Here is a 12239-nt window from a genome sequence, read left to right on the forward strand (position 1 = left end):
CGATTCTTCGATTTTTTTTGAAAAACCGACGCCAGCTTCGCGCCAGCCGCGCGGTCCATCATGGCCTCAGATTGGATTCCATGAAGCGGTTCAGATGATAGCACTCCTTTTATCGAAAAACGGTCGCCGGGCGGCCTCTCTGGTCGGGCTTGCCCTGCTGCCCCTGATGAGCGGCTGCCTTTTCGTGACGGATACGACCCGGATGGACCCGGACGTCTTCGTCAGGGAAACGGCGCCGGTGTTCAATTTCAATTCCGTCAGCTCCAATCGCCAGCCGGAACTGCCGCCGCAGCCGGGCCAGCTTTCGACGCGCCCGCCGGATCTGTTCCGAACCCGCTTCCATCAGGAATATGGCCCGCCGGTGCGCGGCCAGGGGCTGCAGGCCCCGCAGGTGCAGGGCTATAATGTGCCCCAGGGTCAGAGCCAAGGCCAGGCGGTGGCCTATGGCCTGCCGGTCTCCAATCCGCTGCACCGTGTCATGTATGGCCCGATCCGCGATGAGGATCGCTCCTTGCCGGCCATTCCCTATGGCCGCATCGATCCGCGTTATCTCCGGCAGGAAGTCAGCTACCAGACGGCGGAAGCGCCCGGCACCATCGTGGTCGATACGAAGCAGCATTTCCTTTATCTCGTGCAATCCGGCGGCAAGGCCATCCGCTATGGCGTCGGGCTGGGACGTGACGGTTACGCCTGGTCGGGCCGTGGCAAGATCCAGTGGAAGGCCAAGTGGCCGCGCTGGACGCCGCCCGATGAAATGGTCAAGCGCCAGCCGGAACTCGCCTCCATCTCCGCCGCCAATGGCGGCATGACACCGGGTCTGAACAATCCGCTCGGCGCACGCGCGCTTTATATCTTCAAGGATGGCAAGGACACGCTGTACCGCGTGCATGGCACGCCGGACTGGCAGTCTGTCGGTAAAGCGACGTCCTCCGGCTGCGTGCGCATGCTCAATCAGGATGTGATCGATCTCTATGAGCGCGTGCCGCAGGGTGCGAAGATTGTGGTTATCTGAACACGTTCTAAAAGAAAGAGATAGGGGACCCATTCCGCCAGCAGCTTGTGACTGGCTTTTAGCGGTCGGTTAACTATTTTCGCAATACGCATGATACGGAACAAATGACGTACAACGGCGATCTAGCCGTTCGAAATGTGGGACAAACCGGCCTTATGACAAGCACCGACACAGATCTTTCCAGACGCACCTTTCTTTCCCTTCTTGGCCTTTCTTCCGCTTCGCTTCTCGCAGGCTGCGCCTCATCGGGCACGGGAGACGCCATCCGCCAGCAGGCAAGTGCCATTGGCAGCGATTTCCGCCAGATGTTCTCGTCCGGCGTCAGCGACGCGGAACTGGCCGTCATGTACGGCTCGGTCGAGGATGGCGGTTACGTCATTCCTGCTGTGCCGTATCAGAAAATCGACCGGCGTTATTACCGCCAGCGGGTCGTTGATCCGACGGGCGAACGTCCAGGCACCGTGGTTGTCGATACGCGTTCGCGCTTCCTTTACGTGGTGGAGCCGGGCGGCAGCGCCATGCGTTATGGCGTCGGCATTGGCCGCGAAGGTTTCGCCTGGTCGGGCGAGGGCGTCATCCAGTGGCGTCAGAAATGGCCGAAGTGGACACCGCCGGACGAAATGGTCGCCCGCCAGCCGGAACTCACCAAATATTCCTCCAAGAACGGCGGCATGCCGCCGGGCCTGAAGAACCCGCTCGGCGCCCGCGCGCTCTATATCTTCCAGAATGGCAAGGACACACTTTACCGCCTGCACGGTTCGCCGGAATGGAACTCCATCGGCAAGGCGGTCTCCTCCGGCTGCGTGCGCCTGATGAACCAGGACGTCATCGATCTCTACGACCGCGTGCCGCAGAAGGCGCGTGTCGTGGTCTGGCAGTGAGCCGCGACTTCTTCATATGAAAAAAGGCGGCTCCGTGCCGCCTTTTTTGTTACGTCAGGGTCGGGTGAGGGTGTCCTTCAGCGCATTAACACGGTCGCGGATCTGCACCAGCTCTTCCAGCCCGCAACCAGTGGCATTGCCGATTGCCGCCATGATCTTCACGCCCTCTTTTTTAAGGTTCGCACCCTTTGGCGTCAGGGCCACCAGCACCTGTCGTTCGTCCACCGTCCCGCGCTTGCGGGTGATCAACCCCGCATGCTCCAGCCTTTTCAGCAGCGGGGAAAGGGTGCCGGAATCGAGCCCCAGCATTTCGCCGAGCGCCTTGACGGTGGAGGTCTCTTTCTCCCATAGCGCCATCATGACCAGATATTGCGGATAAGTCAGCCCGATTGGGTCGAGCAGCGGTTTGTAGGCCCTTGTGAAGGCATGCGCCGCGCCGTAAAGCGCAAAACATATCTGCTGGTCCAGCCTCAGCAGGCTTTCCATCTTCTTGTCGTCGCCCTCTGCACCCATTTTCCTGCTCCAAAATCAACCGGGGAGGGAACAATCGGCCCCCGCTTTCGGTTCCTGCCGCATGGATGCGCGGCGAAATTTCGTGAAAATTATCGCAAAAAACGAATTCGCATTCAATGTGCAAAATTATATTGCGCACAATTCAATTGTTCGCTATAAGAGCCTCAACGCCAACCCGAAGGAGTAAATGTCATGCCAATTCTCTACACGACCAAAGCATCTGCCACCGGTGGCCGCGCCGGTAACGCCAAGTCGGAAGACGGCGTTCTCGACGTCACACTCACTGTTCCCAAGGAACTGGGCGGTGATGGCGCCCGCGGCACCAATCCGGAACAGCTTTTTGCAGCCGGTTATTCCGCCTGCTTCCTCGGCGCGCTGAAATTCGTCGCCGGCAAGGAAAAGGTAAAGATTCCTGAAGACACCACTGTGACGGCAACCGTCGGTATCGGCCCGCGTGAGGATGGCGGCGGCTTCGGCATCGAAGTCTCGCTGAAGGCCAATATTCCTGGTGTCGAGCGCGAAGTTGCTGAAAAACTGGTTGCTGCTGCGCACATCGTCTGCCCCTACAGCCACGCCATGCGCACCTCCACGGAAGTGCCGGTCTCGGTAGCCTGATTTTTCAGGTCTGAAATGTGTGGCGGGTTCATCCCGGCCTGAAGTGGACCGCGACGTCTCCTCCGCATGCCGGACTAGATCCGGCATCCAGCCCCGGCGCGTCTGCGCCTTGAAAGGAGTCTATCGCGATCAAGGACTTGATCGCGCTGGACCCCGGATCTAGTCCGGGGTGACGGGGCGGGGCTCCCTGCACACGATACATATCAGGCTTACGCACGGATCGTCATTCCTGGGTTCATCCCGGCCTTCTTGTTTGCAGAAAGAAATGTGCTATATTCTTTCCAAGGAAAGGGTAGACCCATGAATATTCACACCAAGGCCACCGCGGACCCCGCATCGCAAGGCAGGGTCGTCACCAAGGCTGTCATCGCCGCCGCGGAGCGGCTCGGCCTGAATGCCGCCCGCACGGCGGATATTCTTGGCGTTTCCGCGCCCACGGTGTCGCGTATGAAGCGGCTTGATTTCCTGCTGGAGCCGGGTGCCAAATCCTTTGAACTGGCTGTGTTGCTGATCCGGGTTTTCCGTTCGCTGGATGCGATTGCCGGCGGCGACGAGGCCGTGGCGAAAAGCTGGCTGCGCAATCATAACACGGCGCTCGGCGCCGTACCTGCCGACAAGCTGACTACCATTACCGGATTGATCGATGTCCTCTCCTATCTGGACGCCCGACGCGCTCCTGTCTGAAAAACGCGCTGCGGCGGGAAAATACTGGCGGTTGGTGGAGGCGCAGCACCAGGTTTCCACCATGAAGCTGGTGGATACGGTGGAAGAGCAATCGCTGCTGGAAGATATTCTGGAGGCGAGCAAGCGGCCGTTTCCACCCGAATGCGCCGGTTTTGATTATCTTCTCGCGACGCCCTTCCGTTATGGCGCAGCCTATCCGCATGGCTCGCGGTTCCGCCGCGCGGGTTATACCGAAGGCGTTTATTACGCCGCCGCGAAGGTGGAAACGGCGCTTGCTGAAATGGCCTTTTACCGGCTGCTGTTTTACGCCGAATCGCCCGGTACGCCGCTGCCTGCCAATCCAGCCGATTATTCCGCCTTTGCCGCCCGCGTCGCCACCGATGCCGCGCTGGATCTGACCGAACCGGCACTCAACCGCGACGAGGCCCTGTGGACTGATCCCACGAATTACGAAGCTTGTCAGACACTGGCGGATCAGGCGCGTCTCGCCCGGATCGAGGCCATCCTCTACCGCTCGGTGCGCGATCCGGCAGGCGGCCTCAACATTGCCATCCTGTCGCCGAAGGCCTTCGCCGAAAAATCGCCGGTGGAGCGGATGAGCTGGCGCATCCATCTTTCGAAAACCGGGGTGCAGGCGCTGTGCGAATTCCCGATGCGGCGGACCGGTTTTTCGGCCGCGGATTTTGCCGGTGATCCACGCCTCGCCAGCCTGCTAGGCTGACGGGCGTTCTCTGTTTCATCCTCTTGGCGGGCCGACAATGTCAGGCGGAAGCGAAAAACGCTTCCGGATCGTCAACTTCCAACAGCCTGCGCTTGTCGATCAGCCAGAAGCGGTTTCCTACCGTTCGCACAAAACTCCTGTCATGCGAAACGAAGACGCAGCTGGCTTCACGGCTGATGATTTCCGCCTCCAGCGCTTCCTGTCCCTCGATATCCAGATGGTTCGTCGGCTCGTCCAGCAGGTAGAAATTCGGCTCCGCCAGCCTGAGCGCCAGCATGGCAAGTCGCGCCTTCTGCCCGCCTGAAAGCGTGGCGATCCGGCGTTTCTGCATTTCCATGTCGATGCCGGCGCCGGCGAGCAGTCCGTGGATGCGCTGGTCGCCAATGTCGAAGCGATGCGAGAGAAGCGTCGCCGGCGTGCTGTCGTCATCGATGTCGGCAAGCGACTGGTCGACATATCCGGCTACTAGCGAGGGCGTGGCCTTGATGCCCTCCTGAATATGGCCATCACCCGTCACCGCCGCCTGCAGCAGTGACATCAGCCGTGTCTTGCCGACACCGTTGCGACCGAGAATGACGATGCGGTCGCCCTGGCGGATGAATTGCCGGCCGGTGCGGAACAGCACTGTTCCATCCGGCGTCGAGACGGGAACATCCTCCAGAGTGACCAGAACCTTGGCATGGGTGCCGCGATTGGCGAGCTGGATTTTGCCGGCGGATCGTTCGATATGGGCAGGGCGCGCTTTCTCCTCGATCCTTTCCGCACGCTCGCGCAATTGCTTGGTTTTAACGGTCAGGAGATCGCTGCCGGAATTGATGCCGATATTATTGAGCTTGGCCGCCTGCCGGCGCAACTGCTGTGCGGTTTTCATGTCGCGCTGGAAACGCCGCTCATCGGCGGCGTCCTCCTCCTCCAGCGCCGCGCGCGCACGGCCATAGGGCAGGCGAAACAGCGCCGAGTTCTCAGGCCGCAGGAAAAGCGTCGTCCGCGTGACATTGTCGAGAAAGGCGCGGTCGTGGCTGACGATGATGACGGCCGTGTCGCGCGGCAGGGCGCCCAGCCAGCTTTCCAGCACGTTGATCTTTTCAAGGTCGAGATGGTTGGTCGGCTCGTCGAGCAGCAGCACGTCAGGCTCTGTGATCCAGGCCTTGGCCAGCATGGCAAGCCTCTGCCAGCCGCCGCTCAGTTCTTTCAGGCGACGCTCGCGGAACGGCTCCGGCACCAGCATGTCATCGAAGATGATGTCTGCGCGCCAGCTTTCGCTATCGATCGTATCCGCCGGCAGGGCGGAAAGCACGGCATCCCGCATGGTCAGCTCCATCAGGGCGGCAGGCGGATTTTGGCGCACGATGGACTGGGTGAGCCCGCGCAGCCGGGTGATGTCGCCGCTACTGGGCTCCATGTCGCCCACCAGGCAATTGAGCAGGGTGGACTTGCCGCAACCATTGGCGGCGACGATGCCGATGCGGTCGCCCGCATTCACGGTGAGGCTGAGATTGGAAAAAAGCGGTTTGCCAAGGATGATACCGAGGTTGCGCAGCGTAATGATGGTCATGATGTCGTCTCTGGCGAAGACGGACCCGCACCGTTGCCTGCGCGTGCAGGACGTGGGTTCGGTTATCGGTGATCCGTCGTGAAACTATGCGCAATGGCAGACGAACTGCGTCCTGCGCGGCCTTTTAGGCAAACCAGAGGGTGGTGTTCCGGTCAGCCCTGCAAACGTGTCCGCAGGGCAAAAAGGTGGCAGAGCTGACGATTGCGCCAGAAGCAGGAAATATCCATGCGAAGCCTCCTTTCTTGAAACGGGTTGAACCGCCCGACCATTAACAGCGGCGGCGATCCGTTGCAACCCACTTTGAGAAGGGTGGGAAGGGGCGATGCGGCAAGGCCTACCCGGTGGGAGAGGTAGTCGATGCCGCACCTGATCCTTTCAGCCGGGCTCGTTCGGCCCGCTGGCGTCATTGGTTGCCGACACGCGCCCGCAGTTCTTCGACATGAGCGGCGATTTCAGGTGTCACCGCGTCGCCGAAGTCTTCCATTTCAAACATGGGGCGGATTTCGATTTCGCTGCGCTCCAACATCGGGTTCGGGCAGCGTTTTACCCATTCTACCGCCTCGTCCATGTCCTTCACGTTCCAGATCCAGAAACCGGCGACCAACTCGTTGGTGTGCGGGAAGGGACCGTCGATCACGGTGCGGCTGTCGCCGTCGAAGATCACGCGCTTACCCTTGGAGGAGGGGTGCAGGCCGTCGCCGGACTGCATGATGCCGGCATTGACCAGTTCTTCGTTGAATTTCCCCATTGCCTCCATCAGTTCCGTCGTCGGCATCACGCCGTCTTCGCTGCTTTTTGTGGCTTTTACAAAAACGATTGCACGCATGATCATTCCTCCTGAATTGGGTTTCGTTCAGTTTCGCTCTCCGGCGCGACAACCGGATGACAGTCTTGCCGGGGCGCTCCGCCCCTGTCAGCCAAGATCGATGAGGTCGCGGCGCAGTCTTTCAGGGTCACCGCTTCCAATCTTTGCTTCGATTTCCGCATGGGTCTGCTCCCATATCGGGAACGCGGCGGCGAGTACGGCCATCCCCTCAGCCGTCAGCCGCAGCCGTTTGCCGCGCTTGTCCTTCGGGTCCTGTTCGATGCTGACCAGCCCGCGCCGCTCCAGCGGCTTCAGCGCCGCCGTCAACGTCGTGCGGTCCATCGCCAGAAGATTGGCGACCGGCCCCATCGGCGGTGGCTCCGGGCGGTTCAGCGACATCAGCAGCGAAAATTGACCATTGTTGATGCCCACCGGCTTCAACGCATTGTCGAACAGCCGTGCCAGCGCCCGTGCCGCACGCTGTGCATGCAGGCACAGGCAGGAATCACGCACGAGAATGGTTGTCGCAAAAGGAATCACGCTGACGTTTGACATGCGCTAAATATGTTGATATCAACCTAATTAGTCAAGCGGAACTTGGTGCTCTGCAGACTGTTTGTTGCCTTTCAGCACAGAAATAGGCGGTGCCGGCCGTTGGGACGGAGCGGCGCCGAGGTGAAGGACGGATCCAAGGAGGAAAGATCATGTCTCATCCCGTCGTTTCAAAAGAGGAGTGGCTTGCGGCCCGCCGCGATCTGCTGGTGAAGGAAAAGGAATTGACCCGTGCCCGTGACAGGCTGAACGAAGCCCGTCGCGCATTGCCGTGGGAGGAGGTGACGAAGGATTATATCTTCGACGCGCCCTCCGGCCCCAAATCGCTGCAGGAGCTGTTCGGTGATTGCAGTCAGCTGATCGTCTACCACTTCATGCTGGCGCCGGACTGGGAGGAGGGCTGCGTTGGCTGCTCCTTCTTCGCCGACCACGTCGATGGCGCGCTGATCCATCTCAAGCATGGCGATGCTGGCTTCGTCGCGGTGTCGCGGGCACCGCTTGAAAAGATCGAAAGCTACAAAAACCGCATGGGATGGAAATTCCCCTGGGTTTCAGCCGCAGGCACGGATTTCAATTACGATTATCAGGCCTCGTTTCGCGACGAGGATATGGCAAGCGGCGAAATCACCTACAATTACCGTGACATGGCGCCCTATGGCGACCTGAAGGACCTGCACGGCATCAGCGTTTTCGCCAGGGGCGAGGACGGCAAGATCTATCACACCTATTCCACTTATGCCCGCGGCGCGGAGCAGACGCTCGGCACATTGATGCTGCTCGATCTGGTGCCAAAAGGCCGTAATGAAGAGGGTGTAATGGATTGGGTGCGCCGCCACGACCAATATGAGGACGCGCCGAAAGCCGCATCCTGCTGCCACTGAAAACGGCAAGACGAGAGGAGGAGACGACAATGGAAATGGAAAGCGTCAAGCCGCAGAAGGAACACGAATTCCTGTCTAGGCTCGTCGGCGACTGGGTAATGGTTGCCGGCCATGAAGGATACGATCCTGATGATCCGGACCAGCGTTTTACGGAGACCGTCCGTTCCATCGGCGGGTTATGGATCATCGGCGAAAGCTCCGGCAGGATGCCTGACGGCGACCGGATGACGGCCGTCATAACGGTCGGCTTCGATCCGGCCAAGGGCAATTTTGTCGGCACCTGGGTAGGGTCGATGATGACGCATCTCTGGGTCTACAAGGGCTGGCTGGAAGAGGACGGGAAGACCCTGACGCTGGAAGCGGAAGGCCCCGCTTTCGACGGTTCTGGCGGCACCGCGACCTATCACGACGTGCTGGTGCTGCATGATGACAATCACCGCAGTTTCTCCGGCAGCGTCAGGCAGCCGGACGGCACATTCAAGACCTTCATGACATCGGAGTTCCGGCGCAAGTCGTAAAGCTCGCCCGGACTTGATCTGAACGAACGTGCCGCCGCGCCCTGCGGCGGGCGCTTGCCGAAACACCCGCCAAACCCTCCATAGGAGACGACAATGTCCGATACGCATGGAAAATTCATCTGGGTCGAGCTGATGACACCCGACATGGAAGCGGCCGCCCGCTTTTATGGTCATGTCGTTGGCTGGCAGACCAAGGATTTCGGCTCGCCGGAAATGCCCTATCTCGTGCTGGAAGCCGACGGCAAGGGCATGGGCGGCGTCATGGAACTGACCGACGAGCACAAGGGCCAGGGCATTCCTCCGAACTGGACGGCCTATGTCGATGTCGACGATGTGGACGCGACGGCAAAACGTTTTGCCGAAAAAGGTGGCGCGATCCGACGTCCGCCGCAGGATATCCCGGAAATCGGCCGCTTTGCCGTGGTGGCCGATCCCTATGGCGCCGTGCTCTGCATCATGACGCCGCAGCCAATGGAAACCGGCGGTTTCCCTGAGGATACGCAGGCGAAACAGGGCCATGTCGGCTGGTACGAACTCTTCACCGACAATGTCGATGAAGCGATGGCCTTCTACGGCGATGTCTTCGGCTGGACCAAGGACCATGATTTCGACATGGGCGAAATGGGCCCGTACCGCATCTTCGCCCATAACGGCAAAGCCGTTGGCGGCATCATGAAACGCATGCCGCAGGTTCCCGTCTGCCATTGGGGTTATTACTTCAATGTGGATGGCATCGATGACGCCATCACTCGCGTCAGTACCGGCGGCGGACAGGTCGTCAACGGCCCGATGGAAGTGCCCGGCGACAGCTGGATCGTTAACTGCGTCGATCCGCAGGGTGCCTATTTCTCGCTGGTCTCGCAGAAGAAATAAGTCTGTTGCTGATGATCTGCCGGGGCAACGTCCGGCAGATCATCGCTCTCTCGACAGGCGAACGTGATCGATAAAGGCCCGCAGCTTCGGCGCAAGGTTGCGACGGCTGGGATAATAAAGATAAAACCCTGCGAAGCTGGGCGAATAGTCTTCCAACATGGAAACAAGCTCTCCGCGCTCCAGATAGGGCCGGAATGTCTCTTCCATGCCAAAGGTAATGCCTGCACCGGCACAGGCGAGCTTGATCATCAGCTGCATGTCGTTGGTGGTGAAAGCAGGCTCCACCGCCACCGCAAACTCCCGGCCGCTTTCGGCAAATTCCCATCTATATGGCGCAATACCCGGACGAGGCCGCCAGCCGATACACCTGTGCTCGATCAACTCGCGTGGCTGGCCGGGCAGGCCGAATCGGTCCCGGTAGGAAGGAGAACAGACGGCAAGCTGCCGCTGGGGAACTGATACCGGAACGGCAATCATATCCTGTTCGATAAGCTCTCCCAGACGCACGCCGGCATCGTAATGCTCGGCGACAATATCGAATTCTTCATCCGTCACGACGATGTCGAGCTGCACTTCGGGATGTGCCTCGGCAAAGCTTGCGAGCAGAGGTCCCGACAAGAAACGTTCTGCAATGGACGACACCGCCAGCCGAAGCTGACCGCGCACCGTGCCGCCAAGCGATGAGGCTGCCTGCGCCGCCTGCGAGATCGCGCCTATGGAAGAGGAGACATCAGCGTAAAGCTGCTGCCCCGCTTCCGTCAGGCTCACGCTGCGGGTGGTTCGTTGGACCAGCGCAACTCCCATTGTCTCCTCAAGCTTGCGGATGGTCTGGCTGACGGCGGAGCGGGTGACGCCCAGCCTGTCCGCGACGGCGCGAAAATTCCGTTCCTCGGCAACAAGGCAGAACGTCGAAACAGCATTGAGATCAATGTTCATTGGTTAGAAATTCTATCCATTGAGGTAAATATTAAGACGGTTATCGCGACAATGCCTGAGCGCTATCTTCCCTGCAACGGTCGATTTCGAAAAAGCCGACCGTAACAGCAAGGAGATAGCCATGACATTGAACAAAGTTGTTCTCATCACGGGTGCATCGAGCGGGATCGGTGAAGGCATTGCGCGAGAGCTGGCCGCCGCCGGCGCAAAACTGGTGCTCGGCGCGCGCCGGCTGGATCGCCTTGAGGCGCTGGCCGAAGAACTGCGCGAGACAGGGGCTGAGGTCGTCGTCCATCCGCTTGACGTCATCGACAGGCACAGCGTCGAAGCCTTCGCAGAGGCAGGCCGCAAGGCTTTCGGTGAGATCGACGTCATCGTCAACAATGCCGGCATCATGCCGCTGTCGCTGATGTCGTCGCTCAAGGTCGATGAATGGGACCGCATGATCGACGTCAACATCAAGGGCGTGCTTTATGGCGTCGCGGCCGTTCTGCCCGAGATGACCGCGCGCGCCTCGGGCCATATCATCAACATCGCTTCCATTGGCGCGCTCGCGGTCTCGCCAACGGCGGCCGTTTATTGCGCCACGAAATTTGCCGTGCGGGCGATTTCGGACGGGCTGCGGCAGGAAAACCGCGACCTGCGTGTCACCTGCATTCACCCCGGCGTGGTGGAAAGCGAACTCGCCCATACCATCACCGACCCGGCCGCCGCCGAACTGATGCAGAGCTACAGGGCCATAGCCCTGAAGCCGGACGCGATCGGCCGCGCGGTGCGCTACGCCATCGAACAGCCTGACGATGTGGACGTCAACGAAATCGTCGTCCGCCCAACCGCTGCCTGAGGAGATTGAGATGAAAGCCATTTTTTCAAGTGCACTTGCGATTGCAATGCTCGCGGGAAATGCCGTCGCGCTCGCAAATACGCAGCATCCGGATGACCGGTTGAAACGTGGCGATGATGTCGTCCGCAGTCTCAATAATGGCCAGCCGCAAGCCAATCTGGAGCGCATGCGGCAGGAGTTTCCGTTCCTGGCGCAGGCAACGGAGGGATATGCCCTGGGTGAGGTCTGGTCGCGGCCGGGTCTGGACAACCGCACCCGCCAGCTGGCCGCCGTCGCTGTCATGGCGGCCCTTGGCGAGCGCGATCTGATGAAAGTCCATGCCGGTTATGCGCTGAATGTGGGCGCAACCGACGAGGAACTGAAGGAGATGATCTATCTGATCACCGTCCCGGCCGGTTTCCCAAAAGCCATCGCAGCGTCACGCACGCTTGCGGAACTGTTCGAGGAACGCCGCGCCAATGCCGCAACGGGAGTGGAGAGACAATGAACATCGTATCGACATCGGTTGCGCTTCTGCTTGCGGCGGCTTCGGCCGAAGGGGAGAACCGCAAATCTAGCAACGCCACGGAAGTGAACATGACCGAAAACGCGGAGATCCAGAACCATCCGTATGTCGGCATGTGGGTCACCGGCGATGGCCACGTTCGTCAGGAACTTCTGCCCAATGGCCGCTATGACGAGGCGCGGGGTAACCGCAAGAGCGCCTATCAGGGACGGTATGAGGTGAAGGGCAACCACATCGACTATTGGGACGACACCGGCTTTACGGCCGATGGCGAGTTCGTCGACGACATTCTCTACCACGGCGGCATGATCTTCTACCGCGAGAAGTGATAACCACGCCAATCA

16 protein-coding genes are annotated in these 12239 nt (G+C 60.1%); 11 read left to right on the forward strand and 5 right to left on the reverse strand.

The window, feature by feature from the left end; genetic code table 11:
• Nucleotides 1-94: 94 nt before the first annotated feature.
• The gene (locus EGT36_RS10800; protein WP_125270390.1) at nt 95-1012 is read left to right on the forward strand and encodes a L,D-transpeptidase; all 918 of its coding nucleotides are present in this window, start codon (nt 95-97) and stop codon (nt 1010-1012) included.
• A gap of 155 nt (nt 1013-1167) precedes the next feature.
• Nucleotides 1168-1893 carry a L,D-transpeptidase gene (locus EGT36_RS10805; RefSeq protein WP_004440507.1) on the forward strand — a complete coding sequence of 242 codons (726 nt, stop codon included), beginning with the start codon at nt 1168-1170 and terminating at the stop codon, nt 1891-1893.
• Between the two features lie 54 nt (nt 1894-1947).
• Here the strand turns inward: EGT36_RS10805 and EGT36_RS10810 are convergent, their stop codons facing one another.
• On the reverse strand, nt 1948-2406 hold the full coding sequence (locus EGT36_RS10810) for a MarR family winged helix-turn-helix transcriptional regulator (RefSeq protein WP_037091694.1): 459 nt from the start codon (nt 2404-2406) through the stop codon (nt 1948-1950).
• Nucleotides 2407-2598: 192 nt separating this feature from the next.
• On the opposite strand from EGT36_RS10810, the gene EGT36_RS10815 reads away from it, so the two are divergent.
• The 3 genes from EGT36_RS10815 to EGT36_RS10825 all read left to right on the forward strand — a co-directional run bounded on the left by EGT36_RS10815 (nt 2599) and on the right by EGT36_RS10825 (nt 4426).
• Nucleotides 2599-3021, forward strand: a complete 423-nt coding sequence (locus tag EGT36_RS10815) for an organic hydroperoxide resistance protein (protein ID WP_003509379.1) — start codon at nt 2599-2601, stop codon at nt 3019-3021.
• A 300-nt stretch (nt 3022-3321) separates the two neighbouring features.
• A complete protein-coding gene (locus tag EGT36_RS10820) occupies nt 3322-3705 on the forward strand; it encodes an MbcA/ParS/Xre antitoxin family protein (protein WP_004440515.1) in 384 nt (127 codons plus the stop codon).
• Nucleotides 3665-4426, forward strand: coding sequence for an RES family NAD+ phosphorylase (locus EGT36_RS10825; protein WP_004440518.1), 762 nt, complete (start codon nt 3665-3667; stop codon nt 4424-4426). The genes EGT36_RS10820 and EGT36_RS10825 overlap by 41 nt, the downstream gene beginning before the upstream one ends.
• Before the next feature lie 40 nt (nt 4427-4466).
• Here EGT36_RS10825 and EGT36_RS10830 read toward each other — a convergent pair whose 3' ends face one another.
• The 3 genes from EGT36_RS10830 to EGT36_RS10845 form a co-directional block, all read right to left on the reverse strand.
• Nucleotides 4467-5981 carry an ABC-F family ATP-binding cassette domain-containing protein gene (locus tag EGT36_RS10830; protein WP_037091692.1) on the reverse strand — a complete coding sequence of 505 codons (1515 nt, stop codon included), beginning with the start codon at nt 5979-5981 and terminating at the stop codon, nt 4467-4469.
• Between the two features lie 403 nt (nt 5982-6384).
• Nucleotides 6385-6807 (reverse strand): YciI family protein, encoded by a 423-nt coding sequence (locus EGT36_RS10840; RefSeq protein ID WP_004440523.1) that lies wholly within the window; start codon nt 6805-6807, stop codon nt 6385-6387.
• A gap of 87 nt (nt 6808-6894) precedes the next feature.
• Nucleotides 6895-7341 (reverse strand): MarR family winged helix-turn-helix transcriptional regulator, encoded by a 447-nt coding sequence (locus EGT36_RS10845; RefSeq protein WP_006700023.1) that lies wholly within the window; start codon nt 7339-7341, stop codon nt 6895-6897.
• A gap of 149 nt (nt 7342-7490) precedes the next feature.
• Between EGT36_RS10845 and EGT36_RS10850 the strand changes: the two genes are divergently transcribed.
• The 3 genes from EGT36_RS10850 to EGT36_RS10860 all read left to right on the forward strand — a co-directional run bounded on the left by EGT36_RS10850 (nt 7491) and on the right by EGT36_RS10860 (nt 9610).
• On the forward strand, nt 7491-8219 hold the full coding sequence (locus EGT36_RS10850; protein WP_004440526.1) for a DUF899 domain-containing protein: 729 nt from the start codon (nt 7491-7493) through the stop codon (nt 8217-8219).
• Between the two features lie 29 nt (nt 8220-8248).
• Nucleotides 8249-8737: a DUF1579 domain-containing protein gene (locus EGT36_RS10855; protein ID WP_037091690.1), complete on the forward strand. Its 489-nt coding sequence runs from the start codon at nt 8249-8251 to the stop codon at nt 8735-8737.
• Nucleotides 8738-8830: 93 nt separating this feature from the next.
• Nucleotides 8831-9610: a VOC family protein gene (locus EGT36_RS10860; protein ID WP_037091688.1), complete on the forward strand. Its 780-nt coding sequence runs from the start codon at nt 8831-8833 to the stop codon at nt 9608-9610.
• A gap of 39 nt (nt 9611-9649) precedes the next feature.
• On the opposite strand, the gene EGT36_RS10865 is transcribed toward EGT36_RS10860, so the two are convergent.
• Nucleotides 9650-10546 carry a LysR family transcriptional regulator gene (locus EGT36_RS10865; RefSeq protein ID WP_037091686.1) on the reverse strand — a complete coding sequence of 299 codons (897 nt, stop codon included), beginning with the start codon at nt 10544-10546 and terminating at the stop codon, nt 9650-9652.
• A 121-nt stretch (nt 10547-10667) separates the two neighbouring features.
• Between EGT36_RS10865 and EGT36_RS10870 the strand changes: the two genes are divergently transcribed.
• From EGT36_RS10870 to EGT36_RS10880, 3 genes are read left to right on the forward strand one after another with little or no spacing between them, the layout of a single operon-like run.
• A complete protein-coding gene (locus EGT36_RS10870) occupies nt 10668-11390 on the forward strand; it encodes an SDR family oxidoreductase (protein WP_037091684.1) in 723 nt (240 codons plus the stop codon).
• Between the two features lie 10 nt (nt 11391-11400).
• Complete coding sequence (locus EGT36_RS10875; protein ID WP_037091682.1) at nt 11401-11877, forward strand: carboxymuconolactone decarboxylase family protein; 477 nt, start codon at nt 11401-11403, stop codon at nt 11875-11877.
• Entirely contained in the window at nt 11874-12224 is a 351-nt protein-coding gene (locus EGT36_RS10880) for an Atu4866 domain-containing protein (protein WP_004440535.1), read from the forward strand. The genes EGT36_RS10875 and EGT36_RS10880 overlap by 4 nt, the downstream gene beginning before the upstream one ends.
• The last annotated feature ends 15 nt before the right edge of the window (nt 12225-12239 follow it).

Source organism: Agrobacterium sp. FDAARGOS_525 (assembly GCF_003938925.1).
Taxonomy (GTDB): Bacteria; Pseudomonadota; Alphaproteobacteria; order Rhizobiales; family Rhizobiaceae; genus Agrobacterium; species Agrobacterium pusense.

Coding starts and splice junctions, on each gene's coding strand:
- EGT36_RS10840 (WP_004440523.1), bottom strand. CDS start 6,807: ATGCGTGCAATCGTTTTTGTAAAAGCCACAAAAAGCAGCGAAGACGGC.
- EGT36_RS10845 (WP_006700023.1), bottom strand. CDS start 7,341: ATGTCAAACGTCAGCGTGATTCCTTTTGCGACAACCATTCTCGTGCGT.
- EGT36_RS10875 (WP_037091682.1), top strand. CDS start 11,401: ATGAAAGCCATTTTTTCAAGTGCACTTGCGATTGCAATGCTCGCGGGA.
- EGT36_RS10820 (WP_004440515.1), top strand. CDS start 3,322: ATGAATATTCACACCAAGGCCACCGCGGACCCCGCATCGCAAGGCAGG.
- EGT36_RS10825 (WP_004440518.1), top strand. CDS start 3,665: ATGTCCTCTCCTATCTGGACGCCCGACGCGCTCCTGTCTGAAAAACGC.
- EGT36_RS10860 (WP_037091688.1), top strand. CDS start 8,831: ATGTCCGATACGCATGGAAAATTCATCTGGGTCGAGCTGATGACACCC.
- EGT36_RS10880 (WP_004440535.1), top strand. CDS start 11,874: ATGAACATCGTATCGACATCGGTTGCGCTTCTGCTTGCGGCGGCTTCG.
- EGT36_RS10805 (WP_004440507.1), top strand. CDS start 1,168: ATGACAAGCACCGACACAGATCTTTCCAGACGCACCTTTCTTTCCCTT.
- EGT36_RS10850 (WP_004440526.1), top strand. CDS start 7,491: ATGTCTCATCCCGTCGTTTCAAAAGAGGAGTGGCTTGCGGCCCGCCGC.
- EGT36_RS10865 (WP_037091686.1), bottom strand. CDS start 10,546: ATGAACATTGATCTCAATGCTGTTTCGACGTTCTGCCTTGTTGCCGAG.
- EGT36_RS10810 (WP_037091694.1), bottom strand. CDS start 2,406: ATGGGTGCAGAGGGCGACGACAAGAAGATGGAAAGCCTGCTGAGGCTG.
- EGT36_RS10800 (WP_125270390.1), top strand. CDS start 95: ATGATAGCACTCCTTTTATCGAAAAACGGTCGCCGGGCGGCCTCTCTG.
- EGT36_RS10830 (WP_037091692.1), bottom strand. CDS start 5,981: ATGACCATCATTACGCTGCGCAACCTCGGTATCATCCTTGGCAAACCG.
- EGT36_RS10815 (WP_003509379.1), top strand. CDS start 2,599: ATGCCAATTCTCTACACGACCAAAGCATCTGCCACCGGTGGCCGCGCC.
- EGT36_RS10855 (WP_037091690.1), top strand. CDS start 8,249: ATGGAAATGGAAAGCGTCAAGCCGCAGAAGGAACACGAATTCCTGTCT.
- EGT36_RS10870 (WP_037091684.1), top strand. CDS start 10,668: ATGACATTGAACAAAGTTGTTCTCATCACGGGTGCATCGAGCGGGATC.